The 21,192-nt window shown below is 72.8% G+C and carries 22 protein-coding genes and 1 pseudogene; 10 read left to right on the top strand and 13 right to left on the bottom strand.

The features are described 5' to 3' along the window. Nucleotides 1-47: 47 nt before the first annotated feature. Nucleotides 48-1,370: pseudogene (locus tag KSK32_RS14065) on the bottom strand (M14 family metallopeptidase); the annotation flags it as partial. Between the two features lie 207 nt (nt 1,371-1,577). Here KSK32_RS14065 and KSK32_RS14060 point away from each other — a divergent pair. Then, nucleotides 1,578-2,918 carry a C39 family peptidase gene (locus KSK32_RS14060; RefSeq protein ID WP_216931628.1) on the top strand — a complete coding sequence of 447 codons (1,341 nt, stop codon included), beginning with the start codon at nt 1,578-1,580 and terminating at the stop codon, nt 2,916-2,918. Nucleotides 2,919-2,988: 70 nt separating this feature from the next. On the opposite strand, the gene KSK32_RS14055 is transcribed toward KSK32_RS14060, so the two are convergent. From KSK32_RS14055 to mqnE, 3 genes are read right to left on the bottom strand one after another with little or no spacing between them, the layout of a single operon-like run. Next, the gene (locus KSK32_RS14055; protein WP_216931627.1) at nt 2,989-3,267 is read right to left on the bottom strand and encodes a DUF4229 domain-containing protein; all 279 of its coding nucleotides are present in this window, start codon (nt 3,265-3,267) and stop codon (nt 2,989-2,991) included. A 26-nt stretch (nt 3,268-3,293) separates the two neighbouring features. After that, nucleotides 3,294-3,722 (bottom strand): hypothetical protein, encoded by a 429-nt coding sequence (locus KSK32_RS14050; protein WP_216931626.1) that lies wholly within the window; start codon nt 3,720-3,722, stop codon nt 3,294-3,296. Between the two features lie 7 nt (nt 3,723-3,729). Next, the gene (gene mqnE / locus KSK32_RS14045) at nt 3,730-4,899 is read right to left on the bottom strand and encodes an aminofutalosine synthase MqnE (RefSeq protein WP_018787841.1); all 1,170 of its coding nucleotides are present in this window, start codon (nt 4,897-4,899) and stop codon (nt 3,730-3,732) included. A gap of 223 nt (nt 4,900-5,122) precedes the next feature. Here mqnE and KSK32_RS14040 point away from each other — a divergent pair, with 223 nt between their 5' ends. The 3 genes from KSK32_RS14040 (at nt 5,123) to KSK32_RS14030 (ending at nt 10,920) form a co-directional block, all read left to right on the top strand. Then, nucleotides 5,123-6,805, top strand: a complete 1,683-nt coding sequence (locus tag KSK32_RS14040) for a C40 family peptidase (protein WP_254187055.1) — start codon at nt 5,123-5,125, stop codon at nt 6,803-6,805. Nucleotides 6,806-6,915: 110 nt separating this feature from the next. Continuing rightward, a complete protein-coding gene (locus KSK32_RS14035; RefSeq protein ID WP_216931624.1) occupies nt 6,916-8,733 on the top strand; it encodes a hypothetical protein in 1,818 nt (605 codons plus the stop codon). A gap of 189 nt (nt 8,734-8,922) precedes the next feature. Next, nucleotides 8,923-10,920: a DEAD/DEAH box helicase gene (locus tag KSK32_RS14030; protein WP_216931623.1), complete on the top strand. Its 1,998-nt coding sequence runs from the start codon at nt 8,923-8,925 to the stop codon at nt 10,918-10,920. Between the two features lie 76 nt (nt 10,921-10,996). Here the strand turns inward: KSK32_RS14030 and KSK32_RS14025 are convergent, their stop codons facing one another. Together KSK32_RS14025 and KSK32_RS14020 are read right to left on the bottom strand one after the other, a co-directional pair. Next, nucleotides 10,997-11,218: a hypothetical protein gene (locus KSK32_RS14025; RefSeq protein WP_216931622.1), complete on the bottom strand. Its 222-nt coding sequence runs from the start codon at nt 11,216-11,218 to the stop codon at nt 10,997-10,999. Further along, nucleotides 11,211-11,462, bottom strand: a complete 252-nt coding sequence (locus KSK32_RS14020) for a flavin reductase (protein WP_216931621.1) — start codon at nt 11,460-11,462, stop codon at nt 11,211-11,213. Before KSK32_RS14020 ends, KSK32_RS14025 begins: the two co-directional genes overlap by 8 nt. Nucleotides 11,463-11,723: 261 nt before the next feature. On the opposite strand from KSK32_RS14020, the gene KSK32_RS14015 reads away from it, so the two are divergent. The 3 genes from KSK32_RS14015 (at nt 11,724) to KSK32_RS14005 (ending at nt 12,825) form a co-directional block, all read left to right on the top strand. After that, nucleotides 11,724-11,876 (top strand): hypothetical protein, encoded by a 153-nt coding sequence (locus tag KSK32_RS14015; protein WP_216936517.1) that lies wholly within the window; start codon nt 11,724-11,726, stop codon nt 11,874-11,876. A gap of 44 nt (nt 11,877-11,920) precedes the next feature. Beyond that, nucleotides 11,921-12,130, top strand: coding sequence for a DNA-binding protein (locus tag KSK32_RS14010; protein ID WP_308163668.1), 210 nt, complete (start codon nt 11,921-11,923; stop codon nt 12,128-12,130). Between the two features lie 77 nt (nt 12,131-12,207). Then, complete coding sequence (locus KSK32_RS14005; protein ID WP_216931619.1) at nt 12,208-12,825, top strand: putative glycolipid-binding domain-containing protein; 618 nt, start codon at nt 12,208-12,210, stop codon at nt 12,823-12,825. Between the two features lie 9 nt (nt 12,826-12,834). Here the strand turns inward: KSK32_RS14005 and KSK32_RS14000 are convergent, their stop codons facing one another. From KSK32_RS14000 to KSK32_RS13990, 3 genes are read right to left on the bottom strand one after another with little or no spacing between them, the layout of a single operon-like run. Then, nucleotides 12,835-13,929, bottom strand: coding sequence for a PLP-dependent cysteine synthase family protein (locus KSK32_RS14000; protein ID WP_216931618.1), 1,095 nt, complete (start codon nt 13,927-13,929; stop codon nt 12,835-12,837). Between the two features lie 10 nt (nt 13,930-13,939). After that, nucleotides 13,940-14,782, bottom strand: coding sequence for an SDR family oxidoreductase (locus KSK32_RS13995; protein WP_216931617.1), 843 nt, complete (start codon nt 14,780-14,782; stop codon nt 13,940-13,942). A gap of 42 nt (nt 14,783-14,824) precedes the next feature. Next, a complete protein-coding gene (locus KSK32_RS13990; protein ID WP_216931616.1) occupies nt 14,825-15,283 on the bottom strand; it encodes an Lrp/AsnC family transcriptional regulator in 459 nt (152 codons plus the stop codon). 257 nt (nt 15,284-15,540) lie between these two features. Here KSK32_RS13990 and KSK32_RS13985 point away from each other — a divergent pair, with 257 nt between their 5' ends. Then, nucleotides 15,541-15,807: a BldC family transcriptional regulator gene (locus KSK32_RS13985; RefSeq protein WP_013473529.1), complete on the top strand. Its 267-nt coding sequence runs from the start codon at nt 15,541-15,543 to the stop codon at nt 15,805-15,807. 57 nt (nt 15,808-15,864) lie between these two features. Here the strand turns inward: KSK32_RS13985 and KSK32_RS13980 are convergent, their stop codons facing one another. Continuing rightward, the gene (locus KSK32_RS13980; protein ID WP_216931615.1) at nt 15,865-16,509 is read right to left on the bottom strand and encodes a UbiX family flavin prenyltransferase; all 645 of its coding nucleotides are present in this window, start codon (nt 16,507-16,509) and stop codon (nt 15,865-15,867) included. Between the two features lie 143 nt (nt 16,510-16,652). On the opposite strand from KSK32_RS13980, the gene KSK32_RS13975 reads away from it, so the two are divergent. Beyond that, nucleotides 16,653-17,618: a terpene synthase family protein gene (locus tag KSK32_RS13975; protein WP_216936074.1), complete on the top strand. Its 966-nt coding sequence runs from the start codon at nt 16,653-16,655 to the stop codon at nt 17,616-17,618. Between the two features lie 24 nt (nt 17,619-17,642). Here KSK32_RS13975 and mqnP read toward each other — a convergent pair whose 3' ends face one another. The 3 genes from mqnP to KSK32_RS13960 all read right to left on the bottom strand — a co-directional run bounded on the left by mqnP (nt 17,643) and on the right by KSK32_RS13960 (nt 20,653). After that, on the bottom strand, nt 17,643-18,569 hold the full coding sequence (gene mqnP, locus KSK32_RS13970; RefSeq protein WP_374226747.1) for a menaquinone biosynthesis prenyltransferase MqnP: 927 nt from the start codon (nt 18,567-18,569) through the stop codon (nt 17,643-17,645). Further along, complete coding sequence (locus KSK32_RS13965) at nt 18,545-20,005, bottom strand: menaquinone biosynthesis decarboxylase (protein WP_194802076.1); 1,461 nt, start codon at nt 20,003-20,005, stop codon at nt 18,545-18,547. Before KSK32_RS13965 ends, mqnP begins: the two co-directional genes overlap by 25 nt. Nucleotides 20,006-20,098: 93 nt before the next feature. Then, nucleotides 20,099-20,653 (bottom strand): carboxymuconolactone decarboxylase family protein, encoded by a 555-nt coding sequence (locus KSK32_RS13960; protein WP_216931613.1) that lies wholly within the window; start codon nt 20,651-20,653, stop codon nt 20,099-20,101. Between the two features lie 63 nt (nt 20,654-20,716). Between KSK32_RS13960 and KSK32_RS13955 the strand changes: the two genes are divergently transcribed. Continuing rightward, on the top strand, nt 20,717-21,187 hold the full coding sequence (locus tag KSK32_RS13955; RefSeq protein WP_216931612.1) for a MarR family winged helix-turn-helix transcriptional regulator: 471 nt from the start codon (nt 20,717-20,719) through the stop codon (nt 21,185-21,187). Nucleotides 21,188-21,192: the final 5 nt, after the last annotated feature.

Raw genomic sequence — 21,192 nt, 5'->3', positions numbered from 1 at the left:
GAACCCCGGCGGGGGTGGAACCGGGGTTCCCGCCCGGTAGGAGGTCAGCAGTACTGGCTCTGCTTGCCGATCGCCCGGTACGGGCAGTCGGCGTACTCGGACAGGATCAGCACGGCCTCCCGGTTGCGTGAGGTCTGCGCCGGGATCACCTCGTCCGGCGGGTAGAAGCCGCCGCCGGAGGCCGAGCCGGGGTACATCTCGAAGGTGTACGCCCAGATCTTGTGGGCGCCCCACATCCAGTCGATGCTGGTGCCGTCGGCGATGTAGAGGTCGCTCGACTGCTCCGGGGTGTAGTTGTTCGTCGCCGCCATCTGCCGCCCGATGGTGGCGAAGGTGTTGTACTGGTCGGCGTTCATCCCGGTGGCGGTGTTGTTGTACGTGTACCCGTACGGCCAGAGCACCAGCTCCGAGTAGGTGTGGAAGTCGATGTTGGCCTTGATCTGCTGCACCCCGCCGACGACCCGGCTGTTGACGAAGTTGCGCAGCGCCGCGGTCTCCGGGGCGGAGAAGGCGGACGGGCCCCGGTAGGTGCTCGACGACTTGGTGCCGGACGAGCCGCCGCAGCAGCCCCACTGGTAGCCCCAGTTGCGGTTCAGGTCGGTGCCGACGGCCGTCGAGCCGCTGTTCGGCTGCCGGTTCTTGCGCCAGGAGCGGTACGACCCGGTGGCGATGTCGTACTCGCTGCCGTCCGGGTTGACGGTGGGGACGATCCAGATCTCCCGGGAGTTGACGATGCCGGTGATCCGGGAGTCGCTGCCGTAGTTGTCGGTGAAGAGGTTGAGCAGGTAGATCGCCATCTCCACGGTCAGGTGCTCACGGGCGTGCTGCTGGGCGTTGAAGAGGATCTCCGGCTCGGCCTCGTCGGTGGCGACGTTGTCGGAGATCTTCACCGCCATCAGGTCCCGGCCCTGGTACGACGTGCCGATGCTCAGTTTGCGGGCGATCGTCGGGTGGTCGGCGACCACCTTGTTGACCACGGCGGTCAGCTCGGCGTAGTCGTGGTAGTTCGAGTCGGCGGGCGGGAACGCGCTGGCGGCCATGTCCCCGTCGCCGTGGTCGTGCTCCGGCACGGCGTCCTTCTCGAGCCGGAACCCGAGCCGGGTGATCGCGTTGGCCTCGGCCTTCGTCGCCGTGACGTGCAGCACGCCGTGCTCGGAGTAGTCGATCGCGGCTCCGGTGGAGGCGACCGCGGTGCGGTCGGCCGCCGTACGCGGTCCGAGCACCCGGTAGGCGACGGTGGCCGGCTCGCCGGAGCCTTCCGGCGCGGGCCGGGCGACGGCGGGCGCGGCGGCCGCGGTGAGGACGATGGTCAGGCCGACGGCGGCGGCGAGCGCCAGCCGGCGGCGGAGCGGAGAGGTGCGGAAGGCCATGGACAACCTCCTGGGGGTACGGGAGAACTCCCGTTGTCCGCACACTCCACCAGGAGACACATGGTCATATCAATATTCGTCGTTCTCTTGAGTCATCCCACCCTGATCCTCACTTCGGCAATGATTTTCTTTGCTCCAACATCTGGCGAAACTTCCCGCCAAGCGCGACAGTGAACGGCAACGATGCCGTCTCCCTGTGGAGCTGCCATGTTCGGACGACCCATGCGCGCGGCCGCCCTCGCCGGCCTCACCGCGCTCACCCTCCTCGGCACCAGCGCACCGGTCCAGGCACATGCCCCGCGGCCGGGCGTCACGCACGACGAACAGATCACGTTCCAGGAGTTCTCCCGCTTCCCCGACTGGCGTAGCGGCACCCACCAGGGCACCCGGGCCGTGCCGGGACGCCACCCGGCGCTGACCATCGCCCGCCCGGCCGGCACCACCGAGTTCACCGACGAGCACACCGGCACGACCCGCACCTGGGAGTACGCCACCTGGACCTCCCCCGAGCGGCGGATCGGCTTCGACGCCACCGAGATGATCGCGTCGTGGAACGCCGCCACCCCGGCCGGCACCTGGATCCAGGTCGAGCTGCACGGCACGTACAACACCGGGGCACAGACCCCGTGGTACGTCATGGGCCGCTGGGCCTCCGGCGACCAGGACATCAAGCGCTCCACACTGGACGGCCAGGGCGACCCGTGGTCGAGCATCTGGACCGACACGTTCTCCGTCGACGACGCCGACGCCGGGGTGCTGCTGCGCTCGTACCAGTTGCGGCTGACGCTCTACCGCGCGCCCGGCCAGGCCGCCGCGCCGCAGGTCCGGATGGTCGGCGCGATGGCGTCGAACGTGCCGGACCGGTTCACCGTCACCCCGAGCCGGGGCGGCATCGCCTGGGGCCGGGAACTCGCCGTGCCGCGCTACTCGCAGAACATCCACATCGGCGAGTACCCCGAGTACGACGGCGGCGGTGAGGCGTGGTGCTCACCCACCTCGACGGAGATGGTGGTCGAGTACTGGGGCCGCAAGCCCTCGGCCGAGGACACCGCCTGGGTCGACCCCTCCTATCCGGACCCGACTGTCGACCACGCCGCCCGGATGACCTACGACTACGAGTACGAAGGCGCCGGCAACTGGCCGTTCAACACCGCGTACGCGGCGAGCTTCCCGGGCCTGGAGGGGCGGGTCACCCGGCTGCACTCGCTGGACGAGGCGGAACGCTTCATCAGGGCGGGCATCCCGGTGGTGACCTCGCAGTCGTTCCTCGCCAGCGAGCTGGACGGGGCCAACTACGGCACCGCCGGGCACCTGTTCGTGATCGTCGGCTTCACCGCCGAGGGCGACGTGATCGTCAACGACCCGGCGTCCTCGTCCAACGACGCGGTGCGAAACGTCTACAAGCGGGAGCAGTTCGAACAGATCTGGCTGCGCACCAAGCGCTACCGCGCCAACGGCACCGTGGCCTCCGGCTCCGGCGGCATCGCGTACCTGATCAAGCCGGTCGACCGGCCCTGGCCGGTCGTCCCGGGCTCGACCAACTGGTGAGCGGCTCGGCCATCTGGTGAACTGCGAAGGGCCCGGCGCGACGTCGCGCGCCGGGCCCTCGCCGGTCCGCTCAGCCTTCGCGGCGCTCGCCGTCCGGCTCGGCCTGGTCGTCACCGGCAAGCGCGGACCGCAGCCGCTCCTTCTCCGTGCGACGCCGCTCCGCGGCCTCCGCCATCTCCTCGGCCATGTCGTCCCGCAGACCCTTGAGCAGGAAGAACGACAGCGTGGCGGAGAAGATCAGCGCCAGCATCAGCCGTAGGAACATGTTCATGTCGACGAACCAGAGGGCCGCCAGTACGGCGACGAACAGCCCGATCCGGCCCAGCGTGTACTTGAGCGCCGCGCTCATTCCCGCATTCCCACTCTCTTCGTGCCTCAGCCCGTACGCCGGGCCAGCCAGTGCACGCCATGAAACCAGACGACCGCGTAGACCACTGTGAACACCGCCGCGGCCAACGCTCCGGTGAACAACGCGGGCAGCCCCGAGGCCAGCCCGGCGGCGAGCAGACCGGCGAGGACGCCGAGCGCGATGCCGACGAGCGCGGCCACCACCCGGGCGGCACCGAACTCCCAGGCCCGGAACTCGTCCCAGAACAGCCAGAGCGGCAGGATCACCGCCAGCCAGCCGTTCGTGCCCCCGAAGCCGCTGTCGCCCACGGTGGCGAACGCCCACTCGAAGACCAGCAGCGCCAGCACCCCGATGACCAGGCCGGCCAGGCTCACGCCGAGCAGGTCACCCAGGGTGAGGATGCGCCCCTCGGCGTCGCGCCGCGGGAAGGTGCGCTGCTGTTCCTCGCCGCTCATCGCCAGGTCAGGCCCAGACCTGCTGCGGCTCGGACCGGCGCTCCGCCAGCGACGGCGGCCCGTCGTACTCGCGGACGATCTCGTAGCGGGTGTTCCGCTCAACCGGGCGGAAGCCGGCGTCCCAGATCATGTGGAGCAGGTCGTCGCGGTGCATGGTGTTCGGCGTGCCGTACGAGTCGGCGTCGTGGGTGATCTTGTATTCGACGACCGAGCCGTCCAGGTCGTCGACGCCGAAGTTCAGCGAGAGCTGCGCGACCGACAGCCCGTGCATGACCCAGAAGCACTTGACGTGCGGCACGTTGTCGAACAGCAGCCGGGAGACCGCGAAGGTCTTGAGCGACTCGGCCGGCGAGGCCATCGTGGTCCGGGCCTGGATCCGGTTACGGATCTTGCCGTCCGCCGAGTCGACGAAGTCGTGCTGGTAGCGCAGCGGGATGAAGACCTGGAAACCGCCGGTCTCGTCCTGGAGCTCACGCAGCCGCAGCACGTGGTCGACCCGGTGCCGGGGCTCCTCGATGTGGCCGTAGAGCATGGTCGACGGCGTCTTCATGCCCTTCGAGTGGGCCAGCCGGTGGATGCGCGACCAGTCCTCCCAGTGGCAGTTGTGGTCGACGATGTGCTGCCGGACCTCCCAGTCGAAGATCTCCGCGCCGCCGCCGGTGAGCGACTCCAGGCCGGCGTCCATCAGCTCGTCGAGGATCGCGTCGGCGGTGAGCCCGCTGATCTTCTCGAACCACTGCACCTCGGTCGCGGTGAACGCCTTGAGGTTGACGTTCGGCAGCGCGGCCTTCAGTTCGCGCAGCACCTTCGGGTAGTAGCGCCAGGGCAGCGTCGGGTGCAGGCCGTTGACGATGTGCAGCTCGGTGAGCTGCTCGTCCTCCATCTCCTTGGCCTTGCGGACCGCCTCGTCGATGCGCATCGTGTAGGCGTCCTTCTCGCCCGGCTTGCGCTGGAACGAGCAGTACGCGCACGACGCCGAGCAGACGTTCGTCAGGTTCAGGTGCCGGTTGACGTTGAACATCACCCGGTCGCCGTTGAGCTCCGTACGCCTGTGGTGGGCCAGCCGGCCCAGCCAGGTCAGGTCGTCGCTGGCGTAGAGGGCGATGCCGTCCTCGCGGGTCAGCCGCTCCCCCGCGTACACCTTCGCCTCGAGTTCGCGTTTGAGTCCGGCGTCCATCCGAAAGCCACGTCCTTCCACCTGGGTTCCCGATCGAGCGTACGTCGCGGGTCCGACCGGCCGCCGACGTGGTCGCGCCGGTTCGCCGGCGGTCACGCTCCGCACATCGACATCGTCGCACCCGTGAGGTAAGACATGGTGGGGCGGAACACACACCAGGGCCGTCCTGTCCCGACACGCCCCAAGCACGCGTGGCCGGACCCCAAACCGGACGGGGAGCGGTATGGCTCACAGCACCAAGGCCCGACGGCGACGAGGACGGCAGCCGGTGATCTCACCGGTCCTGCGCCCGGCGCTCTGGTCCGCCCTCCTGGGGGCGGTCGCGGCCGCGGCGCTCGCCACACCCGCCTGGGCTGACCCGCTGCCCGACGTCGTGCCCGACACCGGCTCCCGGCCCCAGGTCACCGGCCCCCTGCAGCTGCCCGGCTCGTCCGGCGCCGTCCGCGGCGTGCCCGGCACCGTTCCCGGCGTGCCGGGCACCGTTCCCGGCGTACCCGGCACCGTCCCGGTTCTGCCCGGCGTCGCCGTCCCGGGCGGCACGGCCGGCCTGCCGGGCACCACCGGCGTCACCAACCCGGCCGACGGCCCGCTGATCGCGCAGATCAACCAGCTCGACGCCCGCGTCACCCAGCTCGGCGAGGAACTGCTCCGGATCAAGACCGAGCGGGACGCCGTACAGACCGAGCTGGCCCAGTCCGCCGCCCGCCTCAAGGAGGCCCAGGACGCGCTCGCCCGCGCCCAGGACAACGCCAAGAGCGCCGCCGCCGACGCGGTCAAGGCCGACGCGGCGCTGCCGCCCGGCGAGTTCGGCGCCAGCCTGCGCGACTTCGCCAACCTCCAGCGGATCACCCGGGGCGACCGGGCGGAGGGCGCCACCACGTCGGTGACCGGCGAACTCCTCCGCGCCACGGGTGCCGAGGAGGCCGCCCGGAAGGCACACGAGTCGGTTCAGCGCCGGGCCACCGAGCGGGCCGGGGAGTACACCCGTGCCGAAGGCGACCTGCGCAAGCAGGAGATCGCCCTCGTCGCGCTGCGCAAGGAGAACGCGGCCAAGCTCCTGGAGATCGAGCGCCTGGCGGACGCCGCCGAGCAGAAGCTCGGCACCTCGTACGTGGTCGACCAGAGCATCGACGGCCTGGTGGCGGAACCGCGGGCGCTCGCCGCCGTGCGCTACGCCCTCGCCCAACTCGGTGACCCCTACCTGTGGGCCGCGGAGGGCCCGGACCGGTTCGACTGCTCCGGCCTGGTGCTCGCCTCCTACCAGGCGGCCGGCTACCGGGGTCTGCCCCGCGTCGCCAAGGACCAGTACTTCGCCACCCGTTCCCGCACCGTCTCGCCGAACGCCCTGCTCCCCGGTGACCTGCTGTTCTTCGCCTCGGGCAGCAGCTGGACCAGCGTCCACCACGTCGCCATGTACATCGGCAACGGCAAGATGGTGGAGGCGCCGCGGACCGGCGACGTCGTCAAGATCTCGGTGGTCCGCTGGTCCCGGCTCTACGCCTCGACCCGGGTGATCGGAGCCGTACCCGCTCCGGCCACCCCCGCCCCGCCGCCGACCGTGCCGGCCACGCCGAAGCCGTCGACGACCCCCAAGCCCACGCCGACCACGCCGAAGCCGTCGACCACGCCCAAGCCCACGCCGACCACGCCGAAGCCCACCACGCCGACGCCGAAGCCGACGACGTCCAGCCCGGCGCCCAGCACGCCGCCGCCGAGCCCGACCGACTCGCCGGACCCGACGCCGAGCCAGACCGCGAGCGCCGAGCCGGACACCAGCAGTGCCGCGCCGAGCACCAGCAGTGCCGCGCCGAGCAGCAGCAGTGTCGCCCCGTCGAGGAGCAGTGCCGCCCCGTCGAGCAGCACGTCCGGCAGCGGCTCGGCCAGCCCGAGCAGCAGCGCCGACTGACCCAACCGCCACTCCGGCTGTGCTCCCGGGCCGGAATATGGCACGGTGAGATCCAGGCACTTCCGGTCGGCGCCACGGCCGGAGGCGAGCGTGGGGTGCGGAGGGGCGAGATGGGCGAGCAGGACGTTCCGGCGGAGAGGGTCCACCCCGGACCGACGCCTGACCCCGCCGAACCGGCCGGCGACGACGACCACGGCTCGGCCACACCCGGGCCGGTAGCCGTCGCGCGGGCGCGGGTGTCGGTCGCCGGCTCGGCCGTGCCGCCGCCCGCCGGTGACGAACAGCCGCTTCCGCAGGCCGGTCCCACGACGTACCGGGCGGGCACCCCGGCGGACACCCCACCCCCGCTGGACCGGCGCCTTCCCGGCGCCACCGTGCCGCCGTCCAGCTGGTCCGCCTTCGCCGTGGCCGATCGCCAGGCGACGCCCCCGCCCGCCGCCTCGCCGTCCGGCACGGCACCCGAGTCCGCCACGGCACCGGCGGGGGACGGCGGCGCCTCTCCGGGTACGCCCGGCAGTGCTCCCGCGGCCATCCCGGCACCCCGCGTCTCCGGTTCGGCACGCGTGCCCGCACCCGCTCCGCCCGTCGCCGATCCGGCGGCTGTGGACGCCGCAGCGCCGGCCGACGCCGGGAGCCGGCCGGACGACCGGCCGACCCGCGACACCGCACCGGCCCGGACCGACGGAACCGCCTCCGAACCACGCAGCGACTCGGCGACCTCCCCCGCCGGAACCACCGGGGGCCCGGCGGCCGGGTCCGTCGAGTCCTCGCCGGCCACCCCCGTCACCGCCCCGTCGGCCGGGTCCGCAGGCTCCCCGCCAGTCACGTCCGCCGGCTCCCTGCCGCATGAGTCCACCGATTCGCCGCCGGCCTCCGCGGCCGACCGCCCGGCTTCACTCACCAGCGCGTTCACGGGCGCTGAGCAGGCCGGGTCCACTCCCGCGCGGGCCAGCGCGTCGGTGCCCGGCCTGAGCCGCGTCTCCGCCGAGGAGGTCGCCGCCTCCGTGGTGGCCGCGCCGCCCGCCGCTGCCACCGTCTACCGCGCCGGACCGGTGAACTCGGAACCGCCGGAGCCGGTCCAGCCGCCGGAGCCCGCGCAGCCCCCGGCGCCGAACGGCCCGGAGCCCGAGCCGGCGCCGACCCCGGTGCCCGGCCCGACGCCGCCGTCGCCCGCGCCGCCGGTACCCGAGCCGGAGCCCCCACTCCGGCCCACGCCACCCCTGCCCACGCCGCCCGCACCCACCCCGCCGACGCCCACGCCCACGCCCGGGCCGGTGCCACCGGTCCCCGGGCCGCCCGTGCCGCCGCCGGGTCCGCCCGTACCCCCGCCGCCGCCCCCGCCGGGTCCGATGCCCGCGCCGCCGTTCCCGCCGCCACCGGCGATGACCGGCGGGGCGGATCCGCTGCCCGCGCCGCTGTTCCCCGCCCCGGCGGCCGGGCCGTCGTTCCCGCCCGCGCGGGCCGCCGTACCGAGCCCGCCGGCCACCCCCGGCACGTCGGACGGTGCGCTGCCGTCGTGGTCCGCCGCGCCCGTGTCGGCAGCGCCGCCGCCCGTGGTGCCGGCCCCGGCGCTGCCGACCTGGCCGCCGCCGGCCACGCCCGCCCGCGACGCCGACACGACCCGTCCGGTACGCCCGCAGCCCGCCGGCCCGGATCTCGGCACCACCGCGTACGGCGGGACCGACGGGCCCGGCTTCGCCACCGTGTCGTTCCCCCAGGGCAACCCGCTGGAGAACTCGGGATCACTGACCGGGCACATCCTGGCCCAGGGCTGGTCCGAGGAGAGCCCGGCGGCCCGGGGCGGCAACACCAAGGTGATCATCGTGCTGGCCGTCGCGATGACCATGCTCATCGCGATCAGCCTGCTCGTGGTCTTCCTGGCCAACGACGCGCTGAGCGGACTGACCGGGACCGTGCTCGTCGAGTGACAGGGGTGAGCCCGCCCACTACCTCCTCGCGTTGCCGTGGCGGAGTCGGCGGCGCGCCGTACACTTGTCTGCGATCACTGACCCGGCGCGCCCCGACTGCGCGCCCATGGGCGATCTTGCGGGCGATTCGGCGGCGTGACAGGCCGCGGCGGGCCATCGCGAAGATGCGCCCCGCTCGAGAGGTATTTCTTGACCACGTTCGCTGAATCCAGCACGTCCCCGTCCGTCGACCCGACGCCCGACACCGTCGACTTCGCCTCGCTCGGCCTGCCCCGGCAGGTCGTCGAGGCGCTCGCCCGGCAGGGCATTACCACCCCGTTCGAGATCCAGCGGGCCACGCTGCCCGACTCGCTCGCAGGCCGCGACGTCCTCGGCCGCGGCCAGACCGGCTCGGGCAAGACGCTCGCCTTCGGCCTGCCGGTGATCGCCCGGCTCGCCGACCGCAACCGCGCCCGGCCGCTGCACCCGCGCGCCCTGGTCCTGGTCCCCACCCGTGAACTTGCCATGCAGGTCAACGACGCCCTGGTGCCGCTCGGCAAGGCGGCCGGCGTGTTCCTGAAGACCGCCGTCGGCGGTGTGCCGTACGACCGGCAGATCGACGCGCTGCGCCGCGGCGTGGAGATCGTCGTGGCCACCCCGGGTCGGCTCGGCGACCTGATCGAGCGCGGCGTGTGCCGCCTCGACGACGTCGAGATCACCGTGCTGGACGAGGCCGACCAGATGGCCGACATGGGCTTCCTGCCCGAGGTCACCCAGCTGCTGGCGAAGACTCCGGCGGACGCGCAGCGGCTGCTGTTCTCGGCCACCTTGGACAACGACGTCGACACGCTCGTCAAGCGGTTCATGACCGACCCGGTCACCCACTCGACCGCACCGGCCACCGCCGCCGTGTCCACCATGGATCACCACCTGCTGCTGATCCCGCCGCACGACAAGTTCGCGGTCGCCGCGTCCATCGCCGCCCGCGAGGGCCGCACCATGCTGTTCGCCCGTACGCAGCTCGGCGTGGACCGGCTCGTCGAGCAGCTCGCGGCCGTCGGCGTACGGGCCGGTGGGCTGCACGGCGGCAAGACCCAGCGCATGCGCACCCGGACGCTCGCCGAGTTCCGCGAGGGCCGGACGCCCGTGCTGGTCGCCACCGACGTGGCGGCCCGGGGCATCCACGTCGACGGCGTCTCGCTGGTGCTGCACGTGGACCCGCCGAAGGACCCCAAGGACTACCTGCACCGGGCCGGCCGTACGGCCCGCGCCGGTGAGTCGGGCGCGGTGGCGACGCTGGTGCTGCCGAAGCAGCGCCGCACCACTCTGGCCATGATGGAGAAGGCGGGCGTCGAGCCGGCCGAGACCCGGGTCCGGGCGGGTGACGAGGCGCTGGCCGAGCTGACCGGTGCGCGCGAGCCCAGCGGCGTACCGGTCCGGGACGAGCCGGAGCCGCGACGCGGCGGCGGCTCGCGCCGCTTCGGCGACCGCGACGGCCGGGGCTTCGACCGTGGCGGACGCGGCTTCGGCGGCGGACGCGACTTCTCCGACCGTGGCGAGCGCCGGTTCGGCGACCGTGACGGCCGGGGCGAACGCCGCTTCGGCGACCGGCCCACGGGCGAGCGCCGCTTCGGTGACCGGCCCACGGGCGAGCGCCGCTTCGGCGACCGGCCCACGGGCGAGCGGTCCGGTGACCGGTTCGCGGACCGCGGTGGTGACCGCCGGTTCGGCGACCGCCCGGCCGGTGAGCGCTACTCGGGCGAGCGGTCCGGGGGCGAGCGCCGCTTCGGGCGGCCGGAGCGCCGCGACGACCGGAGCTTCGGCGACCGGGGCGAGCGCTTCGGTGACCGGCGGTCCGAGGGCCGGAGCTTCGGCGAGCAGCGGTCCGACGAGCGCGGCCAGCGCTTCGGCGGCCAGCGCGGCGACGACCGTCGCTTCGGCGAGCGGGCCGGCCGGCCGTACGGCGACCGGCAGAGCCCGGCGGCCGGACGCGGGTACGACCGCGACGAGCGTCGGTACGACGACCGGCCGGGCGGCTCGCGCGGCTTCGGTGACCGGCGCCAGGACGACCGCCCGCACGCCGAGCGGCGTTTCGCTGACCGGGGCGACGCGCGACCGGCCGAGCGCCGGGGCGGTTTCCGGGCCGAGGGGCGGGGCCGGGACGACAGTCGAGGCTTCGGCGGGCGCCCGCCGGCACGTACCCACTGATCTGAGCGCACCCCCTGCCGCCGCCGAGCAACCGCTCGGCGGCGGCGGTGCGTCTGGGGTGATGTCGGCTCCCGTTCTAGCTGCGCGGTGTGAGGACGGGGTATCGCCAGGTCGGCTCGTTCCACAGCGACAGGCGATGACGAGGCCGCCAGTCGGGCGGTGGCGTCGGGATGGCCTTGTCGATGGTCTGCCGGAGGCTGCGCCGAGCGGACCGGCCCCACGACCAGGCGACCCAGCAGCCGAACGCCTGGGCGATGACGGCGGCCAGCAGCAGCCCGGTGCCGACCGGGTCAGACATTGCGCACCGACCGCAGCCAGCCCAGGAACCGGATGTGCATCTCGGCGGGGTCCGGCGGCTCGGAGTAGAGCCTGGTCAGGTCATCGGTTGCCTGCCGCATCAGGGCGGCCAGATCGACGGCGAGGTGGCGTCGGTCGTGCTCGTAGTCAGCGACCAACTCGGTCTTGGCGTTCTCGCACGGCCAGTTGAGCAGATCTGCCGTACAGACCCAAAAGGGCTTCAGCGGAGCATGGCGCTGGGTCACTCGGGGCCTCCTGGGCGGGTCGGCTTCCATGTGGCCACCCCCGCCCGCCGCGAAACTCGCCACCGGACGGGGGGCCTTGATCCATCGCACCCCGGCGGATACCCCCTGTCAAGCATGGCACGCCCTACAGGGCAGGTGTTTTGCATGGCAGGCCCTTTAGGGCAGGCCCTACTGGGTAGGCCCGACGGTGCCTACCTTCATGGTCATGGGCGAGGTTCCGGCCCGCTCGTCGGAGCGGCTGAGATTCAGGCGATGCTGGGCGTGAGCCGTTCACGGTTCCGGCAGATCGTCCTGATGCCTCATTTCCCCGCGCCGTTCCAGACACTGATCGGCGGTTCGGTGTGGCTGCGCTCCGACGTCGAGGAGTACATCCGCGAGTACCGACAGCCCCGGCCGGCGGACGACGACGAGTAGCCCGACGGAGCATGACCAGTACGTCTCGTGCCTCCTTTCGGCGGGTGAGACGACCACGCCTCTACGGGCCCGGCGAGCTGGCTGCCCTGTTCGGCGTATCGCGTCAGCGGGTTCTGCAGATCACCCGCCGCCCCGGGTTCCCCGAGCCGCTCGCCCGTCTGGTCGGCATGAACGTCTGGGACGCGGACGAGGTCGACGCGTGGGCTCGCCACAACCGGCCGCCCCGCCCCACCGAGGGCGACGAGCAGGGGTAGGCGGGCAACAAGCCCGGACCCGCTCGGCGTTCGCGCATACGCTGCCGATGACCGCCGGGTCGCGTAACGTCCGGTCCATGCCGAAGTCGCTCTTCTGGGCCCGGACCGACACCGCCGGCTCCGAGCACGTCGTGCTCGACGGGCCCGGGCTCACCGCGCAGGGTGTGGCGCTCGCCGTCGATCCGATCCCGTACACGTGCCGGTACCGCCTGAGCGTCGGGCCGGACTGGTCGACGAACCGGCTGGAGGTCGAGTCCGAGGGCGCGGGCTGGTCGCGGAGCGTACGCCTGGAGCGGGGCCGGGACGGGTGGCGCGTGCGTACCGGCGAGGAGGGTGACCTGGACGCGGCGCTGAGCGCGGCGGGCCACCCACCGGCGGGCCTGCCGGGCACCGACGACCCGGGTCGGCTGGCCGAGGCGCTCGACGTCGACCTGGGCGGTTCCCCGTTGACGAACACGCTGCCGATCCGCCGGATCGGGCTGGGGCGGCTGCCCGCCGACCTGGCCACAGCCGTGACTGTGGCCTGGGTGCTGCTGCCCGGCCTGGCCGTGGTGCCCGCCGAGCAGGTCTACACCTCGCTCGGTCCGGGCCGGGTCCGGTTCGCGAGCGGCACGTTCACCGCGGATCTGGAGGTCGACCCGGACGGTTTCGTGGTGCGCTACCCGGGGCTGGCCGAGCGGGCCGCCCCGCTCTGACCACCCGGCTCACGCCGCCGGCCAGGCGCCGTCGGTCAGGAACCGGTCGATGGTGGCGAGGTGCGGGGCGAGGTCGAGGCCCTGCGCGGCCACCCACTCGTCCGAGTAGTAGGTGTCGACGTACCGGTCGCCCGGGTCGCAGATCAGCGTGACCACCGAGCCGGTACGCCCGGCCGCGCGCATCTGCGCGATCAGCCCGAACGCGCCCCACAGGTTGGTGCCGGTGGAGCCACCCACCCGGCGGCCGAGCACCGCCGATCCGGCCCGCATCGCGGCGAGCGAGGCGGCGTCCGGCACCTGCACCATCCGGTCCACCACGCTGGGCAGGAAGGACGCCTCGACGGTGGGCCGACCGATGCCCTCGATCCGGGAGCCGCGGCCGGTGCGCACCGACCAGTCACCGGCCTGCCAGGCGGGGTAGAACGCGGAGTTCTCCGGGTCCACCACGCAGAGCTTGGTGGGTAGCCGCCGGTAGCGGGCGTACCGGCCGATGGTGGCGCTGGTGCCGCCGGTGCCGGCACCGACCACGACCCAGGCGGGCACCGGATGCCGTTCCAGCGCCAGCTGGGCGTAGATCGACTCGGCGATGTTGTTGTTGCCCCGCCAGTCGGTGGCCCGCTCGGCGTAGGTGAACTGGTCCATGAACCGGCCGCCGCTGTCCTCGGCGAGCCAGCGCGCCTCCACCACGACCTTGGACGGATCCTCCACCAGGTGGCAGCGCCCGCCCTGGAACTCGATCTGGGCGATCTTCTCCGGCGACGTCGAGGCGGGCATGACCGCGATGAACGGCAGGCCGAGCATCCGGGCGAAGTACGCCTCGGAGACCGCCGTCGAGCCGGACGACGCCTCGACGACCGTGGTGCCCGGGCCGATCCAGCCGTTGCAGAGGCCGTAGAGGAACAGCGAGCGGGCCAGCCGGTGCTTCAGCGAGCCGGTGGGGTGCACCGACTCGTCCTTGAGATAGAGGTCGATCCCCCACTCGCGGGGCAGCGGGAAGGGCAGCAGGTGGGTGTCGGCGGAGCGGTTGGCGTCCGCCTCGACAGCGGCGATCGCCTCGGTCACCCAGCGCCGGCTGGCCTCGTCGCACCGGTCGAGATGAGTCACGTCGGCAACGTTACAAGCGAGGTGGGCTCGGGTTCTCCCGGACCCGGCGGGCCTGCCGCCGCTGACCGGCCCGTCCGGCGGCCCGGATCACCGGCGTGAGGGCCAGGGCGAGCCGGGGGAAGGCGTCCAGGAGCCGCACCTGGGCGCCGCGCCAGCGCGGCAGGCTGACCACCGGCCGGGGCCGGAGGGCCAGCCGGGCGGCCCGCGCGGCCACCCGCTCCGGCGTGAGCAGCGAGCCGGTGAACGACGCCAGCGCTCCCGGGTCGTCCAGCTTGTCGTGCAGCATCGGCGTCCAGATGCCGTCCGGGCACAGACACGACACGTGTACGCCCCGGACGCCGGCCATCCGCAGGTCGCTCAGGATGCCGAGGCTGAACGCGAGCAGGGCGTGCTTGCTGGCCGCGTACACCGTCTCGCCCGGCGCGGCGATCAGCCCGGCCAGCGAGACGACGTTGAGCACGTGGCCGCGGCCCTGCTCGCGCATCACCGCGACGGCGGCGAGCGTGCCGTTCATCGCGCCGAGCGCGTTCACCTCGACCAGCGTGCGGCGGGTCCGGGCGTCGTGCGCCCAGGACGGGCCGGTGACCAGGACGCCCGCGTTGTTCACCCAGAGCCCGAGGCCGCCGGGCGCGGCCGCCGCCTCGGCGGCGACCTCCGCGCAGGCGGATTCGTCGCGTACGTCGAGCGGGCGGGACCAGCCACCCAGCGGCGCGGCGGCAGCCGACACGGCCCCCGCGTCGGTGTCGGTGAGCAATACGTTCCAGCCGTCGGCGTGCAGCGCGGCGGCGATCGCCCGCCCCAGCCCGCCGGCCGCTCCGGTCACCACTGCGGCACCGCGTCCCGCGCTCGTCATCGGCGCACGGTAACCGCAACCCCCGGCCCGGGGCCAGAGGCGTCAGGTGGTGGGTGGTTCCAGCGGCTGCGGGCGGTTCTCCCACTTGGTCGACAGGGCGATGCTGGTGCGGGTGGACGCCACACCGGCCGTCCGGTTCAGCCGGACGATCAACTGCTCCAGCTCGGCGATCGTGCCGACCCGCGCCTTGAGCAGGAAGGACTCGACACCGGCCATGAAGTAGCAGGACTCGATCTCGGGGATGCGGCGGAACGACTCCAGCACGTCGTCGGTGTCCGCGTCGGAGTCCTCGATGATCCCGATGAGCGCTGTCACGCCGAGCCCGATCGACTCCGGCTCGACCTCGGCCCGGTACGCCCGGATCACGCCGCTGGACTCCAGCTTGCCGACCCGCTCGTGTACGGCCGGGGCGGAGAGGCCGACCTGACGGGCCAGCTCGGCGTACGACAGACGGGCGTTGCCCCGCAACAGCTCCACGAGGCTCAGGTCGATCGTGTCCACGGAGAGTGACCCTATCCGTTCGGCGCCCACGGAACGCGGTCGGTACCCGTGGATCAACCCTTCACAAACGTACGATCACGGGGGTTCTCCGCCGGTACCATTTCCTATCCTTCCCAGTGTGTGCGTTTTTCGCGTTTGGCGGACACGTCCGGTAGCCGGTGCTGTAATTGCCATACGTCCCTCATGACGGCTCTGGGCTCGCACCGGCCGGGGGCAGTGTGTTCAGCCGGGGGCTTCGTCGACGCGAGGAGGGGGCTGTGGACACTGGAGATCGCCTGCTGACACCGGGTGAGGTCGCTGCGCTGTTTCGGGTGGACCCGAAGACCGTGACCAGATGGGCAGCGGCCGGCCGGATCGGCAGTATCCGGACTCCAGGAGGGCACCGCCGGTTTCGGGAATCCGAGGTGCGGGCCCTGCTCGAGGGGGAGGGCATGCTGGACGAGGCGGAGGACATGGGCAAGGCCCGCAACATGGGCCCGACCGCTTCCACCGGCCCCGGACCGGCGAACGCCGGCATGTACTGAACGTACGGGGCGCGGTCCGGCCGAGGGCCGCGCCCCGTATGCCGGCAACCGGGTCCGTCAGTCCGGATCCGTCTCCCGGCGACCGGCGGCCAGCTCGCCGGACCACCGCCGGAACAGCGTGTGCTCGACGCCGAGCGCGTCGAGCACCTTCCCGGCCACGAAGTCCACGAGCTGCCCGGCGGACGCCGCCGCACCGGCACCGTAGAAGCCCGGACTGGCCGGCAGCACCACCGCGCCCGCGTCGTGCAGCGCGATGAGGTGTTCCAGATGGCTGCGGGTCACCGGCGTCTCCCGGGGCACCACGACGACCGGGCGGCGCTCCTTGAGGTTCACCTCGGCGGCGCGCTGGAGCAGATCCTTGGAGAGCCCGATGGCGATGCCGGCGCACGCGGCGGTGCTGGCGGGCACCACCGCCATGCCGCGTACCGGGTAGGAGCCGCTGCTCGGGCCCGCGGCCAGGTCACCGGCGGGCCAGTGCCGCAGGTCCGCGCCGGTGAGGTCGCGGTCGAGCCAGGCGGCCAGGTCCTCGGTCCAGTGCGCGTCCCGGAAGGACCGGCCGGTCTCGTCCAGCACTGTCAGCCGGGCCGCCCGGGAGACGATCAGGTCCACCGCCTCTCCGGCATCGAGCAGGCCCCGGACGACAGCTGCCGCGTACGGCGTCCCGGACGCGCCGGAGACACCCACCACCCATGGTTCGCGCATGCCCTCAAGCGTGCCTGGTCGTCGCGGACGCCGGGCGGCGACCCCCGTTCGGTCGGCCCGCCCGGGATGTCCGGGGGGTTCACGGGACTTCCCGCGACGTGAAATTCTCTGCTCGGCGATCGACGTCCACGGAAGGGCCGGTGATGACGGCGGCGGTGCTGCGGGCGCTGCGCTCCGGCTGCCCCATCCCGCCCCGCCTCTCCCCGTACGCCGACGACGTGCAGGGCTGGCTCGTGGAGCAGGTCGACCGGCTCGGCCTGCCGGCTGACCCGGCAGCCCGGCGACGGCTGGCGCGGGCCGGCTTCGCCCGGTACGCCGGACGCCTCTATCCGGACGCCACCGAGCCCGACCTGCGCGTGCTGACCGCGTTGTTCACCTGGTTCTTCCTCGTCGACGACGCCTGCGACGGGCGGGACGGGCTGACTCCGGCACAGATCCGCGCGCTGCGCGACGGCGCGCTCGCCCTGCTGCGTGAGGGTCCGCGCGCCCGCCACCCGGGCTTCTCCGGCCCGCTGCGCCGGCTGCTGGTGCAGGCGTGGCGCGAGCCCCGCCGCCGGATGCCGGCCCGGTGGCGGCTGCGGTTCGCCGACGCGGTCGCCGACCACCTCGACGGGGTCCACCGGGAGGCCACTGCCACGACGGCCGGGCGCCCACCGGGCGTCGCCGAGTACGTGCGGCGGCGCCGGGCGACGTCGGCGGCGTACGTGTCGTACCCGCTGATCGAGTTCGCGTCCGGGCGTGCGCTGCCCGACGCGGTCTACCACCATCCGGCGCTGCGGCGGCTCGCCGCCCTGGCCAACGACCTGCTGTCCTGGTTCAACGACATCGCCTCGCTGGAGCGCGACCGGGCCACCGGCGGCGGGCACAACCTGGTGCTCGCGACGGCCGCCGAGCGGGGTGTGCCGCTGCCGGCGGCGGTCGACCTGGTGGCCGGGCACTGGCGTACCGAGATGGACCGGTTCGCGGCGCTCCGGGCGGCCGCGCCGTCGTTCGGCCCGACGCTCGACGACGCCGTCGCCGTCCACCTCGACGGGTTGGCCGCCGCCGTGCGCGGCACCGTCGACTGGACGCTGGAGAGCGCCCGCTACCCGGTCGGCGCGGCGTCCTGACCGGGGTGCGGCCCGGCGCTGCCGCTACGGCCGCAGGCCGAGCCGGATCACCAGGTCGAGCAGCGCGAGGACGAACAACGCGATGCCGACGAAGCCGTTGGCGGTGAAGAACGCCCGGTTGACCTTGCTCAGGTCGGTGGGGCTGACCACCATGTGCTGGTAGGCGAAGGCGACAGCGGTGAGCGCCAGCCCGATCCACCACAGCCAGCCGAAGCCGACCCAGGCGCCGAACCAGATGAACAGCGCGAACGTCACCACGTGCGCGACAGTGGAGGCGTGCAGCGCGAAGCGGCGGCCGTACCGGGCGGGGACGCTGTGCACGCCGATCTCCCGGTCGATCTCCGAGTCCTGGCAGGCGTAGATCAGGTCGAAGCCGCCGATCCACAGGCCGACCGCGGCACCGAGCAGCCAGGCCGGGCCGGAGCCGTCGAGCGTGCCGGTGACCGCCAGCCACGCGCCGACCGGGCCGACCGCCTGGGCCACCGCGAGGATGGCGTGCGGCCAGTTCGTGAACCGCTTGCCGTACGGGTAGACCACGAGCGGCACCACGGCGAGCGGCGCGAGCACCAGGCAGAGCGGGTTGAGCAGGGCGGCTGCGGCCAGGAACACCACGAGCGCGACGGCCGCGCCGGTCCAGGCCGTCCGCACGCTCACCGCGCCGGTGACCAGTTCCCGGTTCGCGGTACGCGGGTTCCGCGCGTCGATCCGCCGGTCGAGGATCCGGTTCGCGGCCATGGCGAACGTCCGCGCGCCGACCATCGCCACGGTGATCAGCAGCAGGTCTCCCCAGCGCACCCGGCCGCCGTCGAGCTGCATCGCGGTCAGCGCCGACAGGTACGCGAACGGCAGCGCGAAGACCGAGTGCTCGATGGCGACGAGCTTGAGGAAGGACGAGACCCGGCCGGGCCGTTCCTGTACTGCCGCCGTCATCGGATCCCGTATTCCTTCCAGCGCTTGTCGACCAGCGAGACCACCTCGGGCGACATCCGCATCTCCTCCGGCCAGCCCCGGCTGTAGCCCTCCTCGGGCAGCTTGCGGGTCGCGTCGATGCCCGCCTTGCCACCCCAGAACTGCTGGTACGAGGCGTGGTCGAGGTGGTCCACCGGCCCCTCGGTGACCATCAGGTCGCGGGCGTAGTCGACGTTGCCGAAGGCGCGGAACGCGACCTCGTTGTAGTCGTGCACGTCGCAGTCCTCGTCGACGATCACGATCAGCTTGGTCAGCGACATCATGTGCGCGCCCCAGATCGCGTTCATGACCTTCTGCGCATGCTTGGGGTAGCGCTTGCGGATCGACACGATCGCGCAGTTGTGGAAGACCCCGGCGGCGGGCAGGTCGTAGTCGACGATGTCCGGGATCAGGAACCGCAGCAGCGGCGCGAAGATCCGCTCGGTGGCCTTGCCGAGGCCGTGGTCCTCCTGCGGCGGCTGGGACGTGACGATCGAGTGGTAGACCGGGTCGCGCTGCATGGTCATGCACTCGATGTGCATCACCGGGAACGGCTCGACCGGCGTGTAGAAGCCGGTGTGGTCGCCGAACGGCCCTTCGGGCAGGCGCTCGCCCGGCTCGATGTAGCCCTCCAGCACGATCTGCGCGTGCGCCGGCACCTGCAACGGGACGGTCAGGCAGTCCACCATCTCGACCCGCTCACCGGCGAGGAACCCGGCGAACAGGTATTCGTCGATGTCGGCGGGAAGCGGCGCGCTGGCCGAGTACGCCACCACCGGGTCCGCGCCGATCGCGATCGCCACCGGCAGCCGCTGGCCGAGCCGCTCGGCGACCGCGTGGTGCGCTGTCGAGTTCTTGTGGATCTGCCAGTGCATGCCGATGGTGTTGTGCGAGTGCTGCTGGAGCCGGTAGAGCCCGAGGTTGCGCTTACCGGTCTCCGGGTGCTTGGTGTGGGTCAGCCCGAAGTTGTGGAAGATTCCGCCGTCACCGGGCCACACCTGCAACCCGGGCAGCCGGTTCAGATCGACGTCGTCGCCCCGGTAGACCACCTGCTGGCAGGGTGCGGTCTTGACCTTCTTCGGCGGCATCGACTTGAGCTGCATGACCTTGCCCAGGCCGCCCATCATCCCGGAGAAGCCCTGCGGCAGCTCCGGCTTGAGCATGTCGCCGATCCGCTCGCCGATCTCGTCGAGGTGCTCCACCCCGAGTGCCATCGCCATCCGCTTCTCGGTGCCGAACAGGTTGATCGCCACCGGCATCTCACCCCGGGTGGGCCGTTCGAACAGCAGCGCCGGTCCACCGGCCCGGACGGTGCGGGTGACGATCTCGCTGATCTCCAGCGTGGGGTCGACCGGCGCGCTCACCCGCCGCAGCTCGCCCGCACGCTCCAGCGCCGCGAGGAAGTCCTTCAGATCGGTGTACGGGAAGCGAGCCGCCATACCACCATCCTCCCGTACCCTCCTGCGGAGGTAAGGACGGGCCCCCTTTTAACGCCTCCGGTAGAGGAGGGGCCCCTTCTTAACATCCGCAGCTCAGGCGGCGGGCTGCCAGGCATACGCCATCAGCGGCGGGTCGAGCGGGGCCTCGGTGAGCCGGTTGGCGAACGTGGAGATCGTGTACGTGCCGACGCCGAGCACCACGTCCAGCGCGTGCCGGGGCTGCCATCCGGCGGCCAGGAGCGCGTCCAGGTCGGCGTCGGGGACCGCGCCCCGGTGGTCGAGGACGGCGACGGTGAACCGGCGCAGCGCCTCCAGCCGGGGGTCGGGCAGCGTCGCGCCGGTCCGCAGCGCCTCGATCAGCTCGGGCGCGGCACCGTGCCGGACCAGCGTCGCGGTGTGCATGGCGACGCAGAGGTGGCAGCCGTTGCGGGTGGCGACCGTCAGCACGACCACCTCCCGGGCGACCGGGTCCAGGTCGGTGGCCTCGAACGCGGCGTTGGCGGCGAGGAAGCCCTTGAGCAGTTCGGGCGAGCCGGCCATCAGGCCGACGGCGGCGGGCAGGTGGCCCAGCGTGCGGCGTACGCCGGCCATGACCGGGCGGGCGGCGGCGGGCGCGGTGTCCGGCTCGTACGCGGTGAAGCGGGACATGACGGGGCCCCTCTCGTAAGATGGTCAACGTGGTTGACGAAATAGTAAACGTGGTTGTCGAACATGGCAACGCCTGACCGCCCCGGCTTCGCGCTGCCGCTGCTCCTGCTCGCCGGCTTCCGTACGCTCGTCGACGACCTGCACGCCGAACTGGCCCGTCAGGGGCACCCCGAGCTGCGCCCGGCCCACGGCTTCGTCCTCCAGGCCGTCGGACCGGCCGGCACGACCGCCTCCGACCTCGGGCAACGCCTCGGCGTCTCCAAGCAGGCCGCAGGGAAGACGGTGGACCGGCTGGTCGCACTCGGCTACCTGGAACGCGTGGACGACCCCGCCGACGCCCGCCGCAAGCTCGTCCGGATGACCGCGAAGGGCCACGACGGTCTGCACCGCTCGGCAGTCGTCTTCGACGAGTTGCGCGACCGGTGGGCGGCCACGCTCGGCGCTGACCGGGTCGCCGCCATCGAGGACGACCTGCGCCGGATGGTTCCCGCCGACGTGTTCCGCCTCGACGTCCCCGGCTGGTTCGGCGGATGACTTCG

The organism is Micromonospora sp. WMMB482 (assembly GCF_019038635.1).
In the GTDB taxonomy this organism is placed as follows: Bacteria; Actinomycetota; Actinomycetes; order Mycobacteriales; family Micromonosporaceae; genus Micromonospora; species Micromonospora marina.
This window is presented reverse-complemented; position numbering and strand designations above follow the sequence as displayed.